Here is an 18,435-nt window from a genome sequence, read left to right as displayed (position 1 = left end):
TCGCGACATCCAGTCTCGCGCTTCCCTTGTCGGAAGACACCGGTGTGGTCGCGTCGTACCTGCGCGAAATGCGCCATGCCGTCGACGGCGGCAAGCGCGCGCAGACCGATCTCACGCTGAGCGGCACCGGTGCATTGCCCTGCACATTTCCGTACACCGATTTCGCGACCGCCTCGATCGCCACAGCGGCCCTCGCCGTGGCGGGCCTCACGACAGGCGCGTCAGGTGACTACGGTCTTGGCGCACACGCGGTTGCGCCGCAAGTCAATGTCGATCGGCGGCTGTCGTCGTTCTGGTTTCAGACGTCGTTGCGCGCGCAGGGATGGTCCTCGCCCCCTATGTGGGATCCGATTGCAGGCGACTACCGGACGGCCGACGGCTGGATTCGACTGCATACCAACGCCCCGCATCATCGGGCGGCCGCACTGGCGGTACTGGGCGTAGACGCCGATAGAGACGCCGTCGCGCGGATCGTTTCGACGTGGCAGGCCGATGCGCTCGAAGCGGCCGTCGTGGCGCAAGGCGGTTGCGCCGCCGCCATGCGTTCGCTCTCGCAATGGCGTGAACATCCGCACGGAATGGCCGTCGCCAAAGAACCTTTGTTGCATTGGGAGACGTTCGACACCGCACGCGCAGACAACACGCGACGCGACACATGGCAGCCCATGCGCGAACGGCCGCTGAGCGGCATTCGCGTGCTGGATCTGACACGCATCCTCGCAGGGCCGACGGCCACTCGTTTCCTTGCAGGGTTCGGTGCACAGGTGTTACGCATCGACCCGCCCGGCTGGGACGAGCCCGGCACGGTGCCCGAAGTCGTGCTCGGCAAACGCTGCGCTCGGCTCGACCTCAAGCACGCCGACGGGCGCGAAGCACTCGAACGATTGCTGCGGGACGCAGACATCGTCGTTCACGGCTATCGTCCAGACGCACTGGAACATCTCGGACTCGGTGCCGCGCGACGTCGTGAACTCAATCCGGCCTTGATCGACGTCTCGCTCGACGCCTACGGATGGCAAGGACCGTGGTCCGCACGACGCGGCTTCGACAGTCTGCTGCAGATGAGCGCGGGAATTGCCGATGCCGGAATGCGCGCCGCAGGTGCCGAACGTCCGGTCCCTTTGCCCGGACAAGGCATCGATTACGCGACCGGATACCTGATGGCCGCAGCGGCCGTGCACGCGCTGGCCCTTCGTCAGACGCAGGGCGTCGGAAGTTCGGTGAAGGCTTCGCTGGCCAGAACGGCCAGCTTGCTGGTGACGCACCGTACGCCGGAGAACGCACCGCCACCGTTGGCCGCCGAGACGACAGACGATCTGTCGCCGCGCATCGAGGACACGTCGTGGGGGCCAGTGCGGCGCGTTGCGACGCCGATGTCGGTGGTGGGCACGCCCGTCGACTGGGCATTGCCCGCGCTGGCCCTGGGAACCGCGACGCCGCAGTGGGCGTAATCGTCTGCGATGGGGGGTGCGGTCGTTGCCGCGCCCCCATCCGCACGCCCTGCCGTCAGTCGATGGCGTGCCGCTTCGCCTGACGCGCCGCGTGCAACTGGCGTTCCGCCTGACTCAGCAAGGCCGACACGCTCACGGGGGCACCGGTGCGCGAGCCGGCGCGGTCGATGGAAATGTCGACGGAAGCGTCGACGGAAGCGTCGAAGGTGGCGGGATCCGCCATCGCGATGCCAAAGCTGGCGGACAGCGTCAGCTTTTCTCCGTTCGGCAAGGCAAGCGTTGTCGCTTCGATACGTCCGCGCAGCAATTCCGCGAACTGCCGGGCGCGCGATTCGTCGAGCACGCGCGCCAGAATCACAAACGCATCGGAGCCGAGCCGCGCCACGACGTCCCCCGGTTGGCAGGTGTTCAAACAGACGGCACCCACACGGCGCAGCACGTCGTCGCCCACGCTGTGGCCCCACGCGGCATTGATTTGCGTGAAGTTGTCGATATCGAACTTGATCAGCGCAATGTGGCCGGGCGTGCGCATGGCGCACAGCGCCTGCGCCTGACGCTCGAAGGCGCGCCAGTTCATCAGGCGCGTGAGCGGATCGGTATCCGAACTCATCTCCAGCTCGCCGACCAGTCGCGCGCGCTCGCGGCGCAACTGCACCAGCTCGACGGCGTTCAACCGCAGCACACGCAACGCGTCGAACACGGCACGTACCTGCGAGCGCTTCATCGGAACGCCGTCGACCGGCACCGTTGCATCGAGGTTGCCCTGTGCAAGTTCGTCGACGAAGCGGGTGGCGGACTCGAACGGCAGCACCACGGTGCGCCGGAAGTTGCGCATCGCGACGATGATGACGAATACCAACGCCGTCTCCGCCAACGATGTCAGGATCAGCCATCGCAACGCCGTGGAACGTTGTTGCTCGACCTTACGTTGTGCAAGCCGCAGCATGCTGTCGCGCAGATCGGTGATGGCGCGCATCGTCGGCACATACTGGCGGGCGAACTCAGCCGTCGTGAGCACTGGCGGCTTCGGCTGTGCCGCCAGCGTGCGAACCGTCGCTACGTAATGCAGCCCTGTCCCGAAGTATTGAGCGTTCAGGACGCTCAACGTGTCGGGGCCCAGTTCCGGCGGTTCGTTCACGCGCGCACCGATCATGTCGCGCAGCTGATCGATACGGCCGAGCGTGCGCTCGATGGCGCGCTGATCGGCTTCGGTCAGGGTCTGTCGGGTAGTGAGTGCGGCGGTGAAGTGCGATCCGAGTTGTCCGGCGTACTCCCGGAGATCGGCCGCAAGCCGCGCGAGGATGACGTAATGCAGTGCACCCGGTGCGCCGCGGGCCACGATATCGATGCGCGACGACGCCACGGGCGTGAAGTCCGCGATCACGCGAACCATGCGCTCGACGGCATCGCGCACAGAGGCGTCGCTGCGCAGTTCGCGCGGGCGCTGCACCAACAGATCGACGTTGGCACTCGCCGCAGCGAGATCGAGCCGTGCCCGCTCAACAGCACGCAGACCGCTTGCGCATTGGTTGCAGTCGTCCGACGACAACGCCGAGAGCAGTTCCTCAAGTCGCTCGTTGGTTGCTTCGCGCGCGTTGCGCAATGCGGTGACAGACGATGCAGGCAGCGGGAGGTCCGCCCCCAGAACGGCATTGGCGGGTCCGCGCTCGGCAGACGCTTTCTCCATCGCCAGCAACGTCGCGCGCAAGGCGTCGAGCGCAAGCGCTGCGTCACTGGCCTGCCGGTACGTTCCCCACACTACAGACAGCAGGCCGCTGCAAAGCACGACGACGGCGCAGACGATGGCGAGATTCTGTAACCGGAGACGGCCCGTGAGCGAAATGGCCGAAAGTAACTTGCGCTTCATTGACGATGACACCGTCGGCCACACGGTACGGAGTCCCACTGAGGCCGCGACGGATGCCCCGTGACGGCGGCAATCCGGGGCATGCCTCGGAAACGTCGTGCCCGGCACTTGGCACATACGCTTGGCATCGCAAAAACCGCCAATGGAAGGCAGAAATCACGAGGTGCCATTGTCGCACAACGGTATGCCGCACCCCGTGTAGCTCCCTAAACTTATAGGTCGATCGCCAGCTCCGTGCCTTGCTTGATGGCGCGCTTTGCGTCGAGTTCCGCCGCCACATCGGCCCCGCCGATGACATGCACACGCACGCCTGCGGCCTGCAAACCATCAGCCAATTCCCGCAGCGGTTCCTGCCCCGTGCACAAAACTACGTTATCAACGGGCAGCACATGCGGCGCATCGTCAATGGTGACGTGAAGCCCCTCGTCGTCGATACCCCGATAGGTCACGCCCGGGATCATTTCCACGCCGCGATGTTTGAGCGACGTACGGTGAATCCAGCCGGTGGTTTTTCCCAGACCGTCGCCGACCTTCGAGGTCTTGCGCTGCATCAGGAAGACTTTGCGTGGTGAGGTCTCGGGCACGGGAGGACGCAGGCCGCCCGCATGGGCGTACGACGGATCGATGCCCCACTCGGCGTAGAACTTCTCGGGCACCAGCGTGGCGCTCTCGCCCGCTTGCGTGAGGAACTCGGCCACGTCGAAGCCGATACCGCCAGCACCGAGCACCGCGACGGTTCGGCCGACCTCGGCCCCGCCGCGAAGCACATCGATATAGCGCAGCACTTTCGGATGATCGACGCCTTCGATGTCCGGCGTGCGCGGCAAAACGCCGGTCGCGAGGACCACGTCGTCATAGCCGCCACGGCTAAGCGAATCCACTGTCGCGCGCGTGTTCAGTTGGATGTTGACGCCACTGGCGTCCAGCTCGTGCCGGAAGTAACGCAGCGTCTCGTAGAACTCTTCCTTGCCGGGAATACGCTTGGCCATATTGAACTGGCCACCGATCTCGGCATCGGCTTCGATGAGGGTGACGTCGTGTCCGCGTCGCGCCGCGACCGTGGCCGCCGCCAACCCGGCAGGACCTGCGCCGACAACGGCCACCCGACGTCGACGCCCAGTCGGCTCGATACGCAACTCGGTCTCGTGGCACGCGCGTGGGTTGACCAGACACGAAGTGATCTTGCCGCTGAACGTGTGGTCGAGACACGCCTGATTGCAGCCGATGCACGTGTTGATCGTCTCCGCACGGTTTGCGGCCGCCTTGTTGACGAACTCGGGATCGGCCAGCAGCGGGCGCGCCATCGAGACCATATCGGCCTCGCCGTCCGCCAGTATCCGCTCGGCCACCTCCGGCATGTTGATGCGGTTGGTAGTGATGAGCGGAATGCCCACGTGGCCCGTGAGCTTGCCCGTCACCCACGCAAAGGCGGCGCGCGGCACGCTCGTGGCGATCGTCGGAATGCGAGCCTCGTGCCAGCCGATGCCCGTGTTGATCAGCGTCGCCCCGGCAGCCTCGATTGCACGGGCAAGCCGAACGACTTCGTCAAAGGTGGAGCCGCCCTCGACCAGATCTAGCATTGACAGACGATAGATGATGATGAACTCGCGTCCGACACGCTCACGCACCCGGCGCACGATTTCCACCGGAAAGCGCATGCGGTTCTCGTAGCTGCCGCCCCACGCGTCGGTGCGATGGTTGGTCCGGGCGGCGATGAACTCGTTGATGAGATACCCCTCGGACCCCATGATCTCGACGCCGTCGTAGCCCGCACGCTGCGCGAGTGCCGCGCAATGCACGAAGTCGTCGATGGTCGCCTCGACCTCGTCGCTCGTCAGTTCGCGCGGTTTGGCCGGTGTGATGGGGGCCTGCAAGGCGCTGGGGGCGACGAGATCGGGATGGTAAGCGTAGCGGCCGAAATGCAGGATCTGCATGGCGATCTTGCCACCGGCGGCGTGAACCGCATCGGTCACGACACGATGCTTGTCTGCTTCGTCTTCCGTGCTGAGCTTGGCACCACCTGCGTACGGACGGCCCGCCTCGTTCGGCGCAATGCCGCCCGTCACCATCAGCGCCACACCGCCACGGGCGCGCTCGGCATAGAACTCGGCCATCCGGGCAAAGCCGTTGCGGGCTTCTTCCAGCCCAACGTGCATCGAACCCATCAGCACGCGGTTGCGCAACGTCGTAAAGCCCAGATCCAGGGGCTGCATCAGGTGGGGATAGCCGCTTGTCGCGCTCATGGTTGTCTCTCTCGTCGTCCGGTCCGAAGATGGCGGACCGTGGGTCTTGTGGGATTGGGGGATGACCACGTGCATATCCGGTTATGCAACCGGTTGCATAGTTTGATGGCGATTCTAGCGCTTCCCGACGACTATGCAACCCGTTGCATAGTGCGATTAGAGTCGTTAGGGCCTGTTCACACTAATTCCGAGCTCGTGAACGTGTTCTACCGGCTGACTGGCAAGGCACCGGCAGCGCCGCTTGGTCGCCCCAAGCAAGCTGGCGGTAACGCGGCCAGGCGGCCGGTAGGGCACGTTCCCTCCGGGTTGTCCACCCAAAGGGGCGATCGCGGCGTCATGATCCTCGCGAATATTACCGATATTCGCTTCGGCTCATTCCTTGCGCTCGCCCCTTTGGCCGGGCAACACGAGCTCGGAATTAGTGTGAACAGGCCCTAAACTACCGGGCATGCCGCTCGCCCATGCCCTGATGACCTCGCTGCTGGAGAAATCCTCCTCGGGGTACGATCTCGCCCGCCGCTTCGACAAGTCCATCGGTTTCTTCTGGCACGCCACGCATCAGCAGATCTATCGCGAGTTGGCGCGCATGGAGACCGCCGGGTGGATCGCGTCGACGGCTGCGCCGGACGGCGGCCGCACGCGCAAACGCGTCTATCGGGTGCTCGACGGCGGACGCGACGAACTCCTCGCCTGGGCCGCCACGCCGACCGAGCCGTCCGACCTGCGCGACGACCTGATGGTCCGGTTGCGGGCCGACGCCGCCATCGGTTCCCTGCATCTACAGCCAGAACTGACTCGGCGCGCGACGCTTCACGCGCAGAAACTGGCCGCCTATCAGGCCATCGAAGCGCGCGACTTCCCGGCAGACGCACCGCTGACACGCGAGACCGCCCTGCAACGCCACATCCTGCGACTGGGCGTGCGCTACGAACAAGGGTGGCTCGACTGGACCCGCGAGGCGCTGGCCCTGCTGGCGCAATGGGACGGTCCTGCGGCCGGTGCGTCTGACCAAGCCTGATCAGGCGGCCTGATGTCGTTGAACGGGACCGCGAATTCGTCCCATTTTCTTGTCAACGGACGGGGTGTCTGGCGCGTTTAACGTGAGAATCGACGTTAAGCTTACCGGCGAACGTCACCGTTTTTCGCCCCACCTTAGCCCTAGGCATTCATGGTGTTTTCTTCCAAGCGCTCCAAGCTTTCCCGGCTGGCCGGCCGCGCCCGCGTCGCGACGCTCTCCCTGCTGGCAGCCGCTGTACTCCCGCTGACGTTCTCGTCCGCCCACGCCGGCACGGTCATCGTGCTCGACTCGGGCGCTGCGCAGCTTTCCCTCATCGATCAGGCGTCACACAAGGTCATTGGCACGATGCCCACGGGCAAAGAGCCGCATCACCTGATGATTACGCCCGACAAACGCTCGTTGATCGTGGCCAATTCGGTCTCGAACAGCCTGATGTTCCTCGACCCGAACACCGGCAAGTTCCAGCGTCAGGTCGCGGACATCGACGATCCCTATCAGCTCGGTTTTTCGCCCGACCGAAAGTGGTTCGTGACGGCAGCGCTGCGTCTGGATCGCGTCGATTTGTATCACTACGACGGTGAAAACGTCACGGTCGCCAAGCGCATTCCGCTGGCCAAGACCCCGAGCCACATGACGTTCTCGTCCGACAGCAAGACGGTGTTCGTCACGCTTCAGGACTCGAATGAACTGGCCGCCATCGATCTGGCGACGCAGACGGTGAAATGGCGCATGCCGGTCGGGAAGACCCCGGCAGGCCTGTGGATGACGCCCGGCGACAAATACCTGCTCGTCGGCATGACGGGTGAAGACGATGTGGCCGTGGTCGACTGGCGTGCCCAGAAGGTCGTCAAGCGCATCCAGACCGGCCGTGGCGCACACAACTTCCGCTCGCTGTCCGACGGCCGACACATCGCCGTCAGCAACCGGGTGGAGAGCACCATCAGCATTCTCGATTACGAGACGCTGACCAAGGTCGCCGACATCACCGGTCTGATGCCGGGACCGGACGATATGGAATTGTCCGCCGATAAACGCTATCTTTGGGTAACGTTCCGATTTGCCCGCCACGTTGGCGTGATCGACCTGACCACGCGTCAACTGGTCGACAAGATCGCTGTGAACCGTTCGCCGCACGGCATCTACTTTGCCGATCGCGCCCCGGTTCTCTCGCCGAATCCGGACTGACAAGGCCGACAGATGATTCAGGAAGCCCTCAACTTCGTCGATAGCGGCATCTCTGCCGTCCAGACACTCGTCTATGTGGATGTGGTGCAGCCGCTGCTGTTCCACTTCAACCTGATGGGCTACGACGACGATATCTACGATGCCCTGTATCTGGTGATCATCGGCGTATTGCAGGTCGGGCTGACGTATTTGCTGTTGCGTCCGCTCGAAGCGCTGCGCCCGCTCGAACAGTGGCAGGACCGCAAGCAGGTGCGGGCGGACGTCATCTACACGTGGATCGCCAAGCTCGGCATTCTGAATCTGCTGTTCTTCGTGGTGTTGCAGCCGTTGTTCAACGACTTGCAAAGCCAGATGGTGATTCACGGGCTGCCCAGCGTCGATCTGGACGGTCTGGTGCCCGGGGTAACCGACCAGCCGATCATCTCATTCCTGCTGTATCTGACGGTGCTCGACTTCGCCGGTTATTGGTATCACCGCTGGCAGCATCGCTTCGGGGTGTGGTGGGAGCTGCATGCCGTGCATCACAGCCAGCAACAGATGTCGCTGTGGTCGGACGACCGCAATCACTTCCTCGACGACATCGTGCAGGCCGCATTCTTCGCCGCCATCGCCTTGTTCATCGGCGTGCAGCCGGCGCAGTACGTCGTGCTGGTGGCCGTGGGCAACTTCCTGCAAAGCGTGCAGCACGTCAACGCCCGTCTGCCGTACGGTCCTGTGCTCGAACGCCTGATCGTGAGCCCGACGTTCCATCGTCGCCATCACGCCATCGGCTACGGCCACGAAGGTACGCGCTATGGCTGCAACTTCGGCGTGCTCTTCCCTTGGTGGGACATGCTGTTCCGCACGGCATCGTGGGAAAAGACCGTGGAGCCGACCGGCATTCGCGACCAGTTGCCCGCCCCCGCAGGACGTTCGCGTCGCTACGGTCTGGGCGTCATTGCTCAGCAGGTCCGTGCCTTCGGCCGCATCGTCAAACGTCTCGCACCTCGCCGCACGTCGCGCAGTCAGGCTGTCTGAACCGCCTTCCCCGCGTGGAAAGGCTTCCGGCCCCTTACCGGCAAGCCTGCAGTAACACGATGTAACAGGGGGACGACGACCGCCCCCCTGCCTCCCGAGCCCCTTCGCGCTCACACTTTCGCGCCGCAGTTTCCTTATCCCCACAGGCGTTTACGGGGATTTTCGACCCGACGCCACACGTCCATTCCAAACGGCCGCAGGTAACACGCCGTAACGTCAGGTGTCCGTTCGCATCGCCAAAACCGGCATGCCCCTAGCTAGACTGCTAAGCGTGGTCTTCCCGGTGGGCCGGGGAGCTTCCCGGCATGTTCGCCGGGCGGAGAGGCGAAGATGGAAAATACGTCGAACACAGCGGCGTCACCCCAGGAAACGAAACCCCCGAAGCGACGTCGCACGGCGCTTTGGATCGGCATCGTCGTGCTTGTGCTGGTGGCATGGGTTGCATGGCACCTGATGCACCGCCCGGCGACCAGGCGCGGCGCGCAGCCGCAAATCGTTTCCGTCGCCAAGGTCACTTACGGCGAGATGCCGGTCACGATCACCTCGCTCGGCACGGTCACCCCCGAAGCCACGGTGACGGTGTTGCCGCAACTGAGCGGCTACCTCACGCAAGTCGGCTATCAAGAGGGGCAGGACGTCAAACAGGGCCAGTTCCTCGCCCAGATCGACCCCCGTCAGTACGAAATCAGCAAGGAACAGGCGCAGGCGCAGCTTGCCAAGGACCGCGCCGCGCTCGCACAGGCGAAGGCCGATCTGGCCCGTTACACCCAGCTCCACGAGCAGAAGTCGATTGCCGAGCAGACCTTCGTCGACCAGCAATTCACGGTCGCGCAGGACGAAGCCGCCGTAAAAGCCGATCTCGCGAATATCAAGCAATACGAACTCGATCTGACGTACTGCCGTATCACGGCACCGGTGTCGGGACGCGTCGGTCTGCGCCTCGTCGACCCGGGTAACTACGTCACCGCGACGAGCACGACAGGCATCGCCGTCATTACCAGCATCAAACCCACGACCGTCGAGTTCACCGTCGCGCAGAACGCCCTGCCCGCCGTCATGAAGCGCTACCGCACCGGCGAGCCGCTGGCGGTCACCGCGTACTCCAGCGACAACCGGGAGCAACTCGCGACCGGCACGCTCTACGCCGTGAGCAACCAGATGGCGACGGCCACCGGCACGGTCACGCTGCGCGCACGTTTTGCGAACGACGACGAGGTGCTTTTCCCGCAAGAGTTCGTCAACGTGAAGCTGCTCGTCGATACGATGCAGCACGCCGTGCTCGTGCCCACACCGGCCGTCCAGAGCGGCGCACCGGGCGACTTCGTCTACGTCGTCACGCCGCAAAACACCGCGTCGTTGCGCAAGGTCACGATCGGGCCGAGCGACGGCAAACACACGGTCATTACGGCAGGTCTGAAAGCCGATGAGACGGTAGTCACGGACGGTATGGACCGGCTCAGCGACGGTGCCCACATCGCCCTTCCCTCGACGGCGAGCGGCGCGAGCGCGGCGTCATCGACAGAAGCGTCCACCGAACGTCATGGCGGGCATCGCGGCGCACCCGCTTCGGGGGCGTCGGCGGCATCAGGCCCGTCGGCCCAATGACCCGGGTGTCCCGGTCTGATCCCACGTCGACAAGCGCCCGCCCATGAACTTTTCGCGAATCTTCATCCTGCGCCCGGTCGCGACCTGGCTGCTGATGATCGCGCTCGTGCTGATCGGCCTCGTGGCGGTACGGGTGTTACCGGTGTCGTCGCTGCCGAGCGTCGACTACCCGACCATCCAGGTGCAGACGTTCTACCCCGGCGCAAGTCCGTCGGTCATGGCAACGACCGTCACCGCGCCGCTCGAAGTGCAGCTCGGACAGATCCCCGGCCTGCAACAGATGATCTCGTACAGCGCGGAGGGATCCTCCGTCATCACGCTGCAATTCGATCTGGCGCTCAATCTGGACGTCGCCCAGCAGAACGTGCAGCAGGCGATCAACGCCGCGAACAGCCTGCTGCCCAGCGGGTTGCCTGCACCGCCGACCTACGCCAAGGTCAACCCGGCCGACCAGCCGATCATGACGCTGGCGGTCACGTCGTCCACGCTGTCGCTCACGCAATTGCAGGACGCCGCCAACAACCGGCTCGCCGCGAAAATCTCGCAGGTGGCGGGCGTCGGCTTCGTCACGCTCGCGGGCGGTAATGTACCGGCGGTGCGCGTTGAAGCCGATCCGCAGAAGCTCGCAGCCTATGGCTTGAATCTGGACGACCTGCGCACGCTGCTTGCAAACGTCAACGTCAGCCAGCCGAAGGGCAACTTCGACGGCCCCGAACTCGATTACACGCTCGACGCCAACGACCAGATTACCGATCCGCAGGACTATCTGGACACGGTCATCGCCTATCAGAACGGCAACCCCGTCTACCTGCGCGACGTCGCACATGTCGCCAAAGCCGCGCAGGATGTCGAGCGCGGCGCGTGGCTGAACAAGACCCCCGCCATTGTGCTGAACGTGCAACGCCAGCCCGGCGCAAACGTCATCGCCACCGTGGATCAGATCAAGCGGGCGCTGCCGCAACTGGAAGCCACCCTGCCCGCGGGCATGAAAGTCAACATCGTCTCCGACAGCACAGGCGTGATCCGCTCGTCGGTGAGCGACGCCGCGTTCGAACTCGTGCTCGCCGTGGTGCTCGTGGTGGCGGTGATCTTCGTCTTCCTGCGCAACGTGCCGGCCACCGTCATCCCGAGCATTTCCGTGCCCGTCTCGCTGATCGCCACGCTCGCGGTCATGTACGAGCTGGGTTACTCGATCGACAATCTCTCGCTCATGGCGCTCATCATCGCCACGGGCTTCGTGGTCGACGACTCCATCGTCATGATCGAGAACGTCGTGCGCTATCTCGAAGCGGGCATGGCACCGCTGGAAGCCGCGCTGGCGGGCGCGGGGCAGATCGGCTTCACGATCATGTCGCTGACGATTTCGCTGATCGCGGTACTGATCCCGCTATTGTTCATGGGCGGCGTGATCGGACGCCTGTTCGGCGAATTCGCCGTAACGCTCGCCGTGACGATCGTGATATCGGCCATCGTCTCGCTCACCGTGGTGCCGATGTTGTGCGCCCGCATTCTCCGGGCGCAGGAAGCGCGCCACCCGAGTCGTTTCGAGCGCATGAGCGAGCGGGTGTTCGACAAGACGCTGGCCGCCTACGAGCGTGGGCTGAAATGGGTGCTCGACCATCAGTTCCTGACGCTGATGGTCGCGCTCGTCACGGTGGCGCTGACCGTCGTGCTGTACGTCGTGATCCCGAAGGGCCTTTTCCCCGTGCAAGACGTCGGGGTGCTGCAAGGCATCACGGTGGCGGACAACTCGGTGTCGTACAACGCGATGGTCAAACGGCAGGCCGCACTCGCCGAAGTCGTCCTGCAAGACCCGGACGTGACGTCCATCACCTCTTACGTCGGCATCGACGGCATCAACACCACGCTCAACAACGGCCGGTTCCTCATCAACCTGAAGGCACGGGACGACCGTTCCGATAGTGCCGTCGAGATTGGCCGCCGCATTCAGCAAGCCACGGCGAAGGTGCCCGGCATCCGGCTCTATGTACAGCCAGCGCAGGATCTGACGCTCGACACCACCGTCTCGCCCAACCAATACAAGTTTGTGATGCGCGGCCCCGATCAGGCGACACTCGCGCAATACGTCCCGCCGCTGATCGCCCGGATGAAGCAGATTTCGTCGATCACGGACGTGGCCAGCGACCTCGATACGAGCGGTCTGTCGATTCGGGTGGAAGTGAACCGTCAGCTCGCGGCGCGCTACGGCATTACGCCAGCGACCATCGACAATGCGCTGTACGACGCGCTCGGCCAGCGCATTGTGTCGACGATCTTCGAACAGTCGGCCCAGTACCGCGTGATTCTTGTGGCGAAGCCTGAATCGATCAACTCGATCCAGTCGCTCGGTACGATTTATCTGCCGAGCCAGACGAGTTCGAGCGGTCAGGTCCCGCTCTCGGCCATCGCGTCGCTCAAGGTCGTGCGCACGCCGCTCGCGATCAGCCACCTTCAGCAATTCCCGGCGGTCACGGTGTCGTTCAACCTCGCACCGGACGCCTCGCTGTCGAGCGCCGTCAAGGAGATCCGCAACGCCGAGCAGGCCGTTCATCTGCCGCCCTCGATCGCCTCGTCGTTCCAGGGCGCAGCGCAGGCGTTCGAAGACTCGCTCTCCAGCGAGGTGTACCTGCTCGTAGCCGCCCTGGTCGCCGTCTACATCGTGCTCGGCGTGCTGTACGAGAGCTTCATCCACCCGGTCACGATTCTGTCGACGCTGCCGTCGGCCGGGATCGGCGCACTGCTCGCACTGATGCTCACGGGCAGCGATCTCGACGTGATCGGCATCATCGGCATTGTGCTGCTGATCGGGATCGTCAAGAAGAACGCCATCATGATGGTCGACTTCGCCCTCGACGCCGAGCGCACGCATAACAAGCCGCCGCGCGAGGCGATCTTCGAGGCGTCGCTGCTGCGTTTCCGGCCGATTCTGATGACGACGCTCGCCGCCATGCTCGGCGCGTTGCCGATGTTGCTCGGCACGGGCACGGGGTCGGAGCTGCGGCGACCGCTGGGGCTGGCGATCATCGGCGGTCTGGCGTTGAGCCAGTTGCTCACGCTGTTCACCACGCCCGTCATCTATCTGTACTTCGACCGCCTCGCCGCCCGGGTCCGTGAGCGCCGTGCCGCGCGGCGCGAACGCCGGGCAAAAGACCGTCAGACGGGAACACCGCCGGAAGACGGACCGGGAAATGAACCGGGAGCGGGGCCGTGAACCTCTCGGCGCTCTTCATCAAACGCCCCGTCGCGACCACACTCTTAGCGGTCGCAGTGCTGATTTCGGGGCTGCTGGCCTACCTGCGCCTGCCGGTCGCGCCGTTGCCTAACATCGCATTCCCGGTGATCGCAGTGCAAGCGAGCATGGCGGGCGCGAGCCCCGAGGTGATGGCGGCGACGGTCGCCGCGCCGCTGGAGCGACGGCTGGGTGTGATCGCCGACGTCACCGAACTCACGTCGACGAGCACCGTGGGCTCCGTGTCGATCCCGGTCGTCTTCGGCCTGAAGCGCGATATCGAGGGCGCGGCGCGAGACGTCGAAGCCGCTATTCAGGCCGCGCGGGCCGACCTGCCGAGCACGCTACGCAGCAACCCGAGCTACCGCAAGTTCAATCCGGCCGATACGCCGGTGATGGTGATCGCACTGACGTCCGCCACGCTCACGACGGCGCAGCTCTACGATTCGGCCGACTCGATCATCTTGCAGCAGTTGTCGCAGGTCGATGGCGTGGGCCAGATCACGGTCGGTGGCGGTGCGCTACCCTCGGTACGCGTCGAACTGGAACCCGGCAAGCTCAATAGCTACGGGATCGGACTGGAAGACGTTCGCGCCGCGCTCTCCGCGGCCAACGCCAACAGTGCCAAGGGCCATCTGGATCAGGGCGACCAGCGTTTCGAGGTCACCTCCAACGATCAAATCAGCAAGGCAGACGGCTACAAGGATCTGGTCGTCGCCTATCGAAATGGCGCGCCGGTGTTGCTGCACGATGTCGCCCTCGTGCGCGACAGTAACGAGAACATTCGCAACGCCGGGCTGTTCAACAACAAGCCTGCGGTGCTGGTCATCGTCTATCCGTCGCCCGGCAGCAATGTGGTCAAGACCGTCACGCAGATCCGCCAGATCCTGCCGCTCGTCGAAGCCACGCTGCCGCATGACATCAAGGTCGGCGTGGCGCTGGACCGCTCCGTATCGGTCGAAGCGTCGCTTAAGGACACTGAGCGCACCCTGATTCTCGCGGTGCTGCTGGTCATCGGCGTGGTGTTCGTCTTCCTGCGCTCAGCCAACTCGACGCTGATCCCCGCCGTGGTGCTGCCGCTCTCGATCATCGGCACATTCGGCCCGATGTACCTGCTGGGCTACAGCCTGGACAACCTCTCGCTCATGGCGCTGACCATCGGCACCGGTTTCGTCGTCGACGATGCGGTGGTCGTGATGGAGAACATCGTGCGCCATCTGGAGCTGGGTGTAGCGCCGAAGGAAGCCGCCCTGCGCGGCGCAGGCGAAGTCGGCTTCACCGTGCTGTCGATGAGCCTGTCGCTGATCGCCGTCTTCCTGCCGATTCTGCTCATGCCCGGCATCGTCGGCCTGCTGTTCCATGAGTTCGCCGTCACGTTGTCGATCGCCATTCTGATCTCGATGGTGATCTCGCTCACCGTCACGCCGACGTTGTGTGCCTACGTGCTCACGCGGGAGTCAGCCGTCTCCGAGGCCCGCTGGTCGCAGTGGATCGGTCGCCAGTTCGACCGCTTCCGCGATGTCTATGCGCGCACGCTCGCCGCAGTCCTCGACCATGCCGGGCTGGTGGGTCTGGTGATGCTGGGTCTGCTCGTCGGCAACCTGTTCCTGTTCCGCTTGCTGCCCGCAACGTTCTTTCCCGAGCAGGACACCGGCATTCTGATCGGTCAGATCATGGCGGATCAGAGCATCTCGTTCCCGGCCATGCGAAAGAAGCTGGAGCAGTTGCAGACCATCGTGCAGACGGACCCCGCAGTCGCGTCGGTCGCGGGCTTCACCGGCGGGCGCTCGCTCAATTCGGCGACGGTCTTCGTCCAGTTGAAACCGCTCGCCGAGCGTCATCTGTCGGCCGACGCCGTCGTCAATCGGCTGCGGCCCAAACTCAATGCGGTCTCCGGCGCGCGGCTGTTCCTTCAGGCCCAGCAGGACTTGCGCATCGGCGGACGCCAGTCGGCCGCCGAGTACCAGTACACGTTGACGAGCGACGACGCGCAGGCGCTCTACAAATGGGTGCCCAAGCTGGTCACGGAACTGGGCAAGCACCGCCAGACGGTGCTCGACGTGAATACCGATCTCCAGCAGAACGGCTTGCAGATGTACATCGACATCCATCGCCAGATGGCCGCGAGATTCAATCTGCAACCGAACCAGATCGACAACGTGCTGTACGACGCATTCGGGCAGCGCACCGTCTCCACGATCTACAACCCGATCAATCAGTACTTCGTGGTGATGGAAGTCGCGCCGCAGTATTGGCAGTACCCGACGTCGCTCGATCAGATTCACCTGAGTACGGCGGCGGGCAATGCCAGCGGTACCGGCCAGACACAGATGTCGGGCAAGACCGTGAGCGGCACGAGCGTGAAGACGGTGGCGTCCGGCACCAACGCCCTCAATGCGAACGCCGTGGCCAATCAGCAGAACAACGCCATCTCGAACAGCCGGGGCGGCAATTCGAGCGGCAGTGCCGACAGCACGGCGTCGGAAACCATGGTGCCGCTCACCGCGCTGGCCACCTTCTCCGCGCGTCACACGGCCACGCAGGTCAACCATCAGGGCGGCATGGTAGCCGCGACCATCTCGTTCAACCTCCCCGCGGGCGGCTCGCTGAGTCAGGCGCAGGTTGCCATCGATGACGCGGCGCGCGCCATCGGCATGCCCGCGTCGATTCACGGCGCGTTCGCCGGGGCCGCGCAAGCCTTTTCGCAGTCGATGGGCACCGTGCCGCTGCTGATCCTCGCAGCGCTCGGCGTTGTCTACATCGTGCTGGGCGTGCTTTACGAGAACACGATCCACCCGCTCACCATTCTGTCGACGCTACCGTCGGCGGGCATTGGCGCGACGCTCGCCCTGCTTATCTTCGGCACACCGTTTTCCGTCATCGCGCTGATCGGGATGATTCTGCTGATCGGCATCGTGAAGAAGAACGGCATCATGATGGTCGACGTGGCGATCCAGTTACAGCGCAACCAGAACATGCCTGCCAAGCAGGCGATCCACGAGGCGGCCGTCGTGCGACTGCGTCCGATCATGATGACGACGTTCGCCGCCGTGCTCGGCGCGGTGCCGCTCGCCATTGCGCTTGGTCAGGGCGCGTCGCTGCGCCAGCCCCTCGGCGTGACGGTGATGGGCGGTCTGCTGTTGAGTCAGGTCTTCACGCTGTACACCACGCCGGTCATCTATCTTTATCTCGACCGCCTGCGCGCCCGGCTGGTGCGCTGGTCCACGCGTCTTCCCTGGCATCGCGATTCCGGCCCGGAGGTTCGATCATGACGCTCATCAGAAACACTCGCCGAATGTCCCCACGTCCGATGCGCCGTCTAACGCTCGCCTGCCTCGCCAGTCTTGTCCTGCTCGGCGGCTGTGCCGTCGGCCCCGACTATCAGCGGCCCCTCGTCGACATGCCCACCCATTTCACGGAACTGGACGGCTGGACACAGGCACGCCCCGACGCCGAAGGCCCCAAAGGGGAATGGTGGAAGGCGTTCCACGACCCTCTACTCGACGAGTTGGAGCCTCAGGTCCAGGTCTCGAACCAGACGGTGCGCCAGAGCTACGCCAACTATCAGCAGGCGCTCGCCGAGGTGCGTCAGGCACGCGCGGGCCTGTTCCCGACGCTCGGCATCGACGGCTCGGCCAGCCGCTCGCGCGGTAGCAGTGGCGGCGCAAGTACCACGGCCGCGCTGGCGTCGCGTAGCGGCGCGAACATCGTGAACTCGGCGTCGGCTGAGGGCAGCGTCAGTTGGGCCCCGGACATCTGGGGCCAGGTGCGGCGAACGGTCGAGCAAAGCAGCGCGACGGCGCAGGCCAGTCAGGCGACGCTGGCGAACGCGACACTATCTGAGCAGATCGCACTGGCCAACGCCGTCATCGACTTGCGTATCACCGATGCCAATATCGACCTGCTGACGCAAACGGTCGCCGCCTATACCGAATATCTGCGCGTGGTCGCCGATCAGGACCGCGCCGGCACGGTGCCGCCCTCGGACGTCATCACGGCACGCACTCAGTTGGAAAACGCACGGGCCAGCCTGATCGCACTGGGCGTTTCGCGCGCCCAGTACGCGCACGCCATTGCCGTGCTGGTCGGACGCAACCCGGAATCGCTGACGATCCCGCACAGCACGGCGCTCCCGACGTTGCCGGACGTGCCGATCGGACTGCCGTCGACGCTGCTGCAACGACGTCCGGATATCGCGGTGGCGGAGCGGCAGATGGCCGCCGAGAATGCCGCCATTGGCGTAGCCATCGCGGCCTACTACCCGAACATCACGCTCTCCCTCACGGACGGCTTCTCCGCCGCCCCCGTCGCGGGACTCTTCAAGATCGCCAACTACGTGTGGTCGCTCGGCGCGAGTGCGTCGGAGACGATCTTCGATGGTGGCGCACGCAGCGCCAAAGTCGATGCCGCCCGGGCCGCCTACGACGCCGCCGTCGCCAACTATCGCGGTACGGTGCTCACGGCGTTGCAGGGGGTGGAGAACGATCTGTCGTCGCTGCGCATTCTGGAACAGCAGGCGCAGGCACTGGACGCCGCCGTGCGCGATTCGACCGACGGTGCGCGTATCGCGATGAACGAGTATCAGGCGGGGACGGTGGATTACACGACGGTCGTCACCGCGCAGACGACGCAACTCAACACGCGGCAGAACGCCCTGACGGTGCAGGAGTCGCGCTTGCTGGCGGCCACGTCGCTCATCGGGGATCTCGGCGGGGGCTGGTCGGATGAGGCGCTCGCACAGAACACGGCCCCCCATCCGGCGCAGACGAGCGGGACAGCGGAGGCACCAGAGGCGAAGGCGCCAACCTCGGCCCGCTGAC

10 protein-coding genes are annotated in these 18,435 nt (G+C 64.7%); 8 read left to right on the top strand and 2 right to left on the bottom strand.

Going from position 1 to position 18,435, the window contains the following annotated elements:
• Positions 1-68: 68 nt before the first annotated feature.
• Entirely contained in the window at positions 69-1,451 is a 1,383-nt protein-coding gene (locus tag PAQ31011_RS00700; protein ID WP_150574820.1) for a CoA transferase, read from the top strand.
• A 55-nt stretch (positions 1,452-1,506) separates the two neighbouring features.
• On the opposite strand, the gene PAQ31011_RS00695 is transcribed toward PAQ31011_RS00700, so the two are convergent.
• Positions 1,507-3,318, bottom strand: coding sequence for a GGDEF domain-containing protein (locus PAQ31011_RS00695; protein WP_174989838.1), 1,812 nt, complete (start codon positions 3,316-3,318; stop codon positions 1,507-1,509).
• A gap of 212 nt (positions 3,319-3,530) precedes the next feature.
• Complete coding sequence (locus tag PAQ31011_RS00690) at positions 3,531-5,561, bottom strand: NADPH-dependent 2,4-dienoyl-CoA reductase (protein WP_150574024.1); 2,031 nt, start codon at positions 5,559-5,561, stop codon at positions 3,531-3,533.
• A 448-nt stretch (positions 5,562-6,009) separates the two neighbouring features.
• Between PAQ31011_RS00690 and PAQ31011_RS00685 the strand changes: the two genes are divergently transcribed.
• The 7 genes from PAQ31011_RS00685 (at position 6,010) to PAQ31011_RS00655 (ending at position 18,434) form a co-directional block, all read left to right on the top strand.
• Positions 6,010-6,579: a PadR family transcriptional regulator gene (locus PAQ31011_RS00685; protein WP_150574023.1), complete on the top strand. Its 570-nt coding sequence runs from the start codon at positions 6,010-6,012 to the stop codon at positions 6,577-6,579.
• A gap of 150 nt (positions 6,580-6,729) precedes the next feature.
• Positions 6,730-7,764, top strand: coding sequence for a YVTN family beta-propeller repeat protein (locus PAQ31011_RS00680; protein WP_150574022.1), 1,035 nt, complete (start codon positions 6,730-6,732; stop codon positions 7,762-7,764).
• Positions 7,765-7,776: 12 nt separating this feature from the next.
• Positions 7,777-8,781: a sterol desaturase family protein gene (locus tag PAQ31011_RS00675; RefSeq protein WP_150574021.1), complete on the top strand. Its 1,005-nt coding sequence runs from the start codon at positions 7,777-7,779 to the stop codon at positions 8,779-8,781.
• Between the two features lie 330 nt (positions 8,782-9,111).
• Positions 9,112-10,386, top strand: coding sequence for an efflux RND transporter periplasmic adaptor subunit (locus PAQ31011_RS00670; protein ID WP_150574020.1), 1,275 nt, complete (start codon positions 9,112-9,114; stop codon positions 10,384-10,386).
• Positions 10,387-10,429: 43 nt separating this feature from the next.
• Entirely contained in the window at positions 10,430-13,597 is a 3,168-nt protein-coding gene (locus PAQ31011_RS00665) for an efflux RND transporter permease subunit (RefSeq protein WP_150574019.1), read from the top strand.
• Positions 13,594-16,887 carry an efflux RND transporter permease subunit gene (locus PAQ31011_RS00660; protein ID WP_150574018.1) on the top strand — a complete coding sequence of 1,098 codons (3,294 nt, stop codon included), beginning with the start codon at positions 13,594-13,596 and terminating at the stop codon, positions 16,885-16,887. The genes PAQ31011_RS00665 and PAQ31011_RS00660 overlap by 4 nt, the downstream gene beginning before the upstream one ends.
• Positions 16,884-18,434, top strand: coding sequence for an efflux transporter outer membrane subunit (locus PAQ31011_RS00655; RefSeq protein WP_150574017.1), 1,551 nt, complete (start codon positions 16,884-16,886; stop codon positions 18,432-18,434). Before PAQ31011_RS00660 ends, PAQ31011_RS00655 begins: the two co-directional genes overlap by 4 nt.
• The last annotated feature ends 1 nt before the right edge of the window (position 18,435 follow it).

This window comes from Pandoraea aquatica, assembly GCF_902459565.1.
In the GTDB taxonomy this organism is placed as follows: domain Bacteria; phylum Pseudomonadota; class Gammaproteobacteria; order Burkholderiales; family Burkholderiaceae; genus Pandoraea; species Pandoraea aquatica.
Note: the sequence above shows the minus strand (reverse complement) of the source record. Positions and strands in the feature narration are given on the sequence as shown.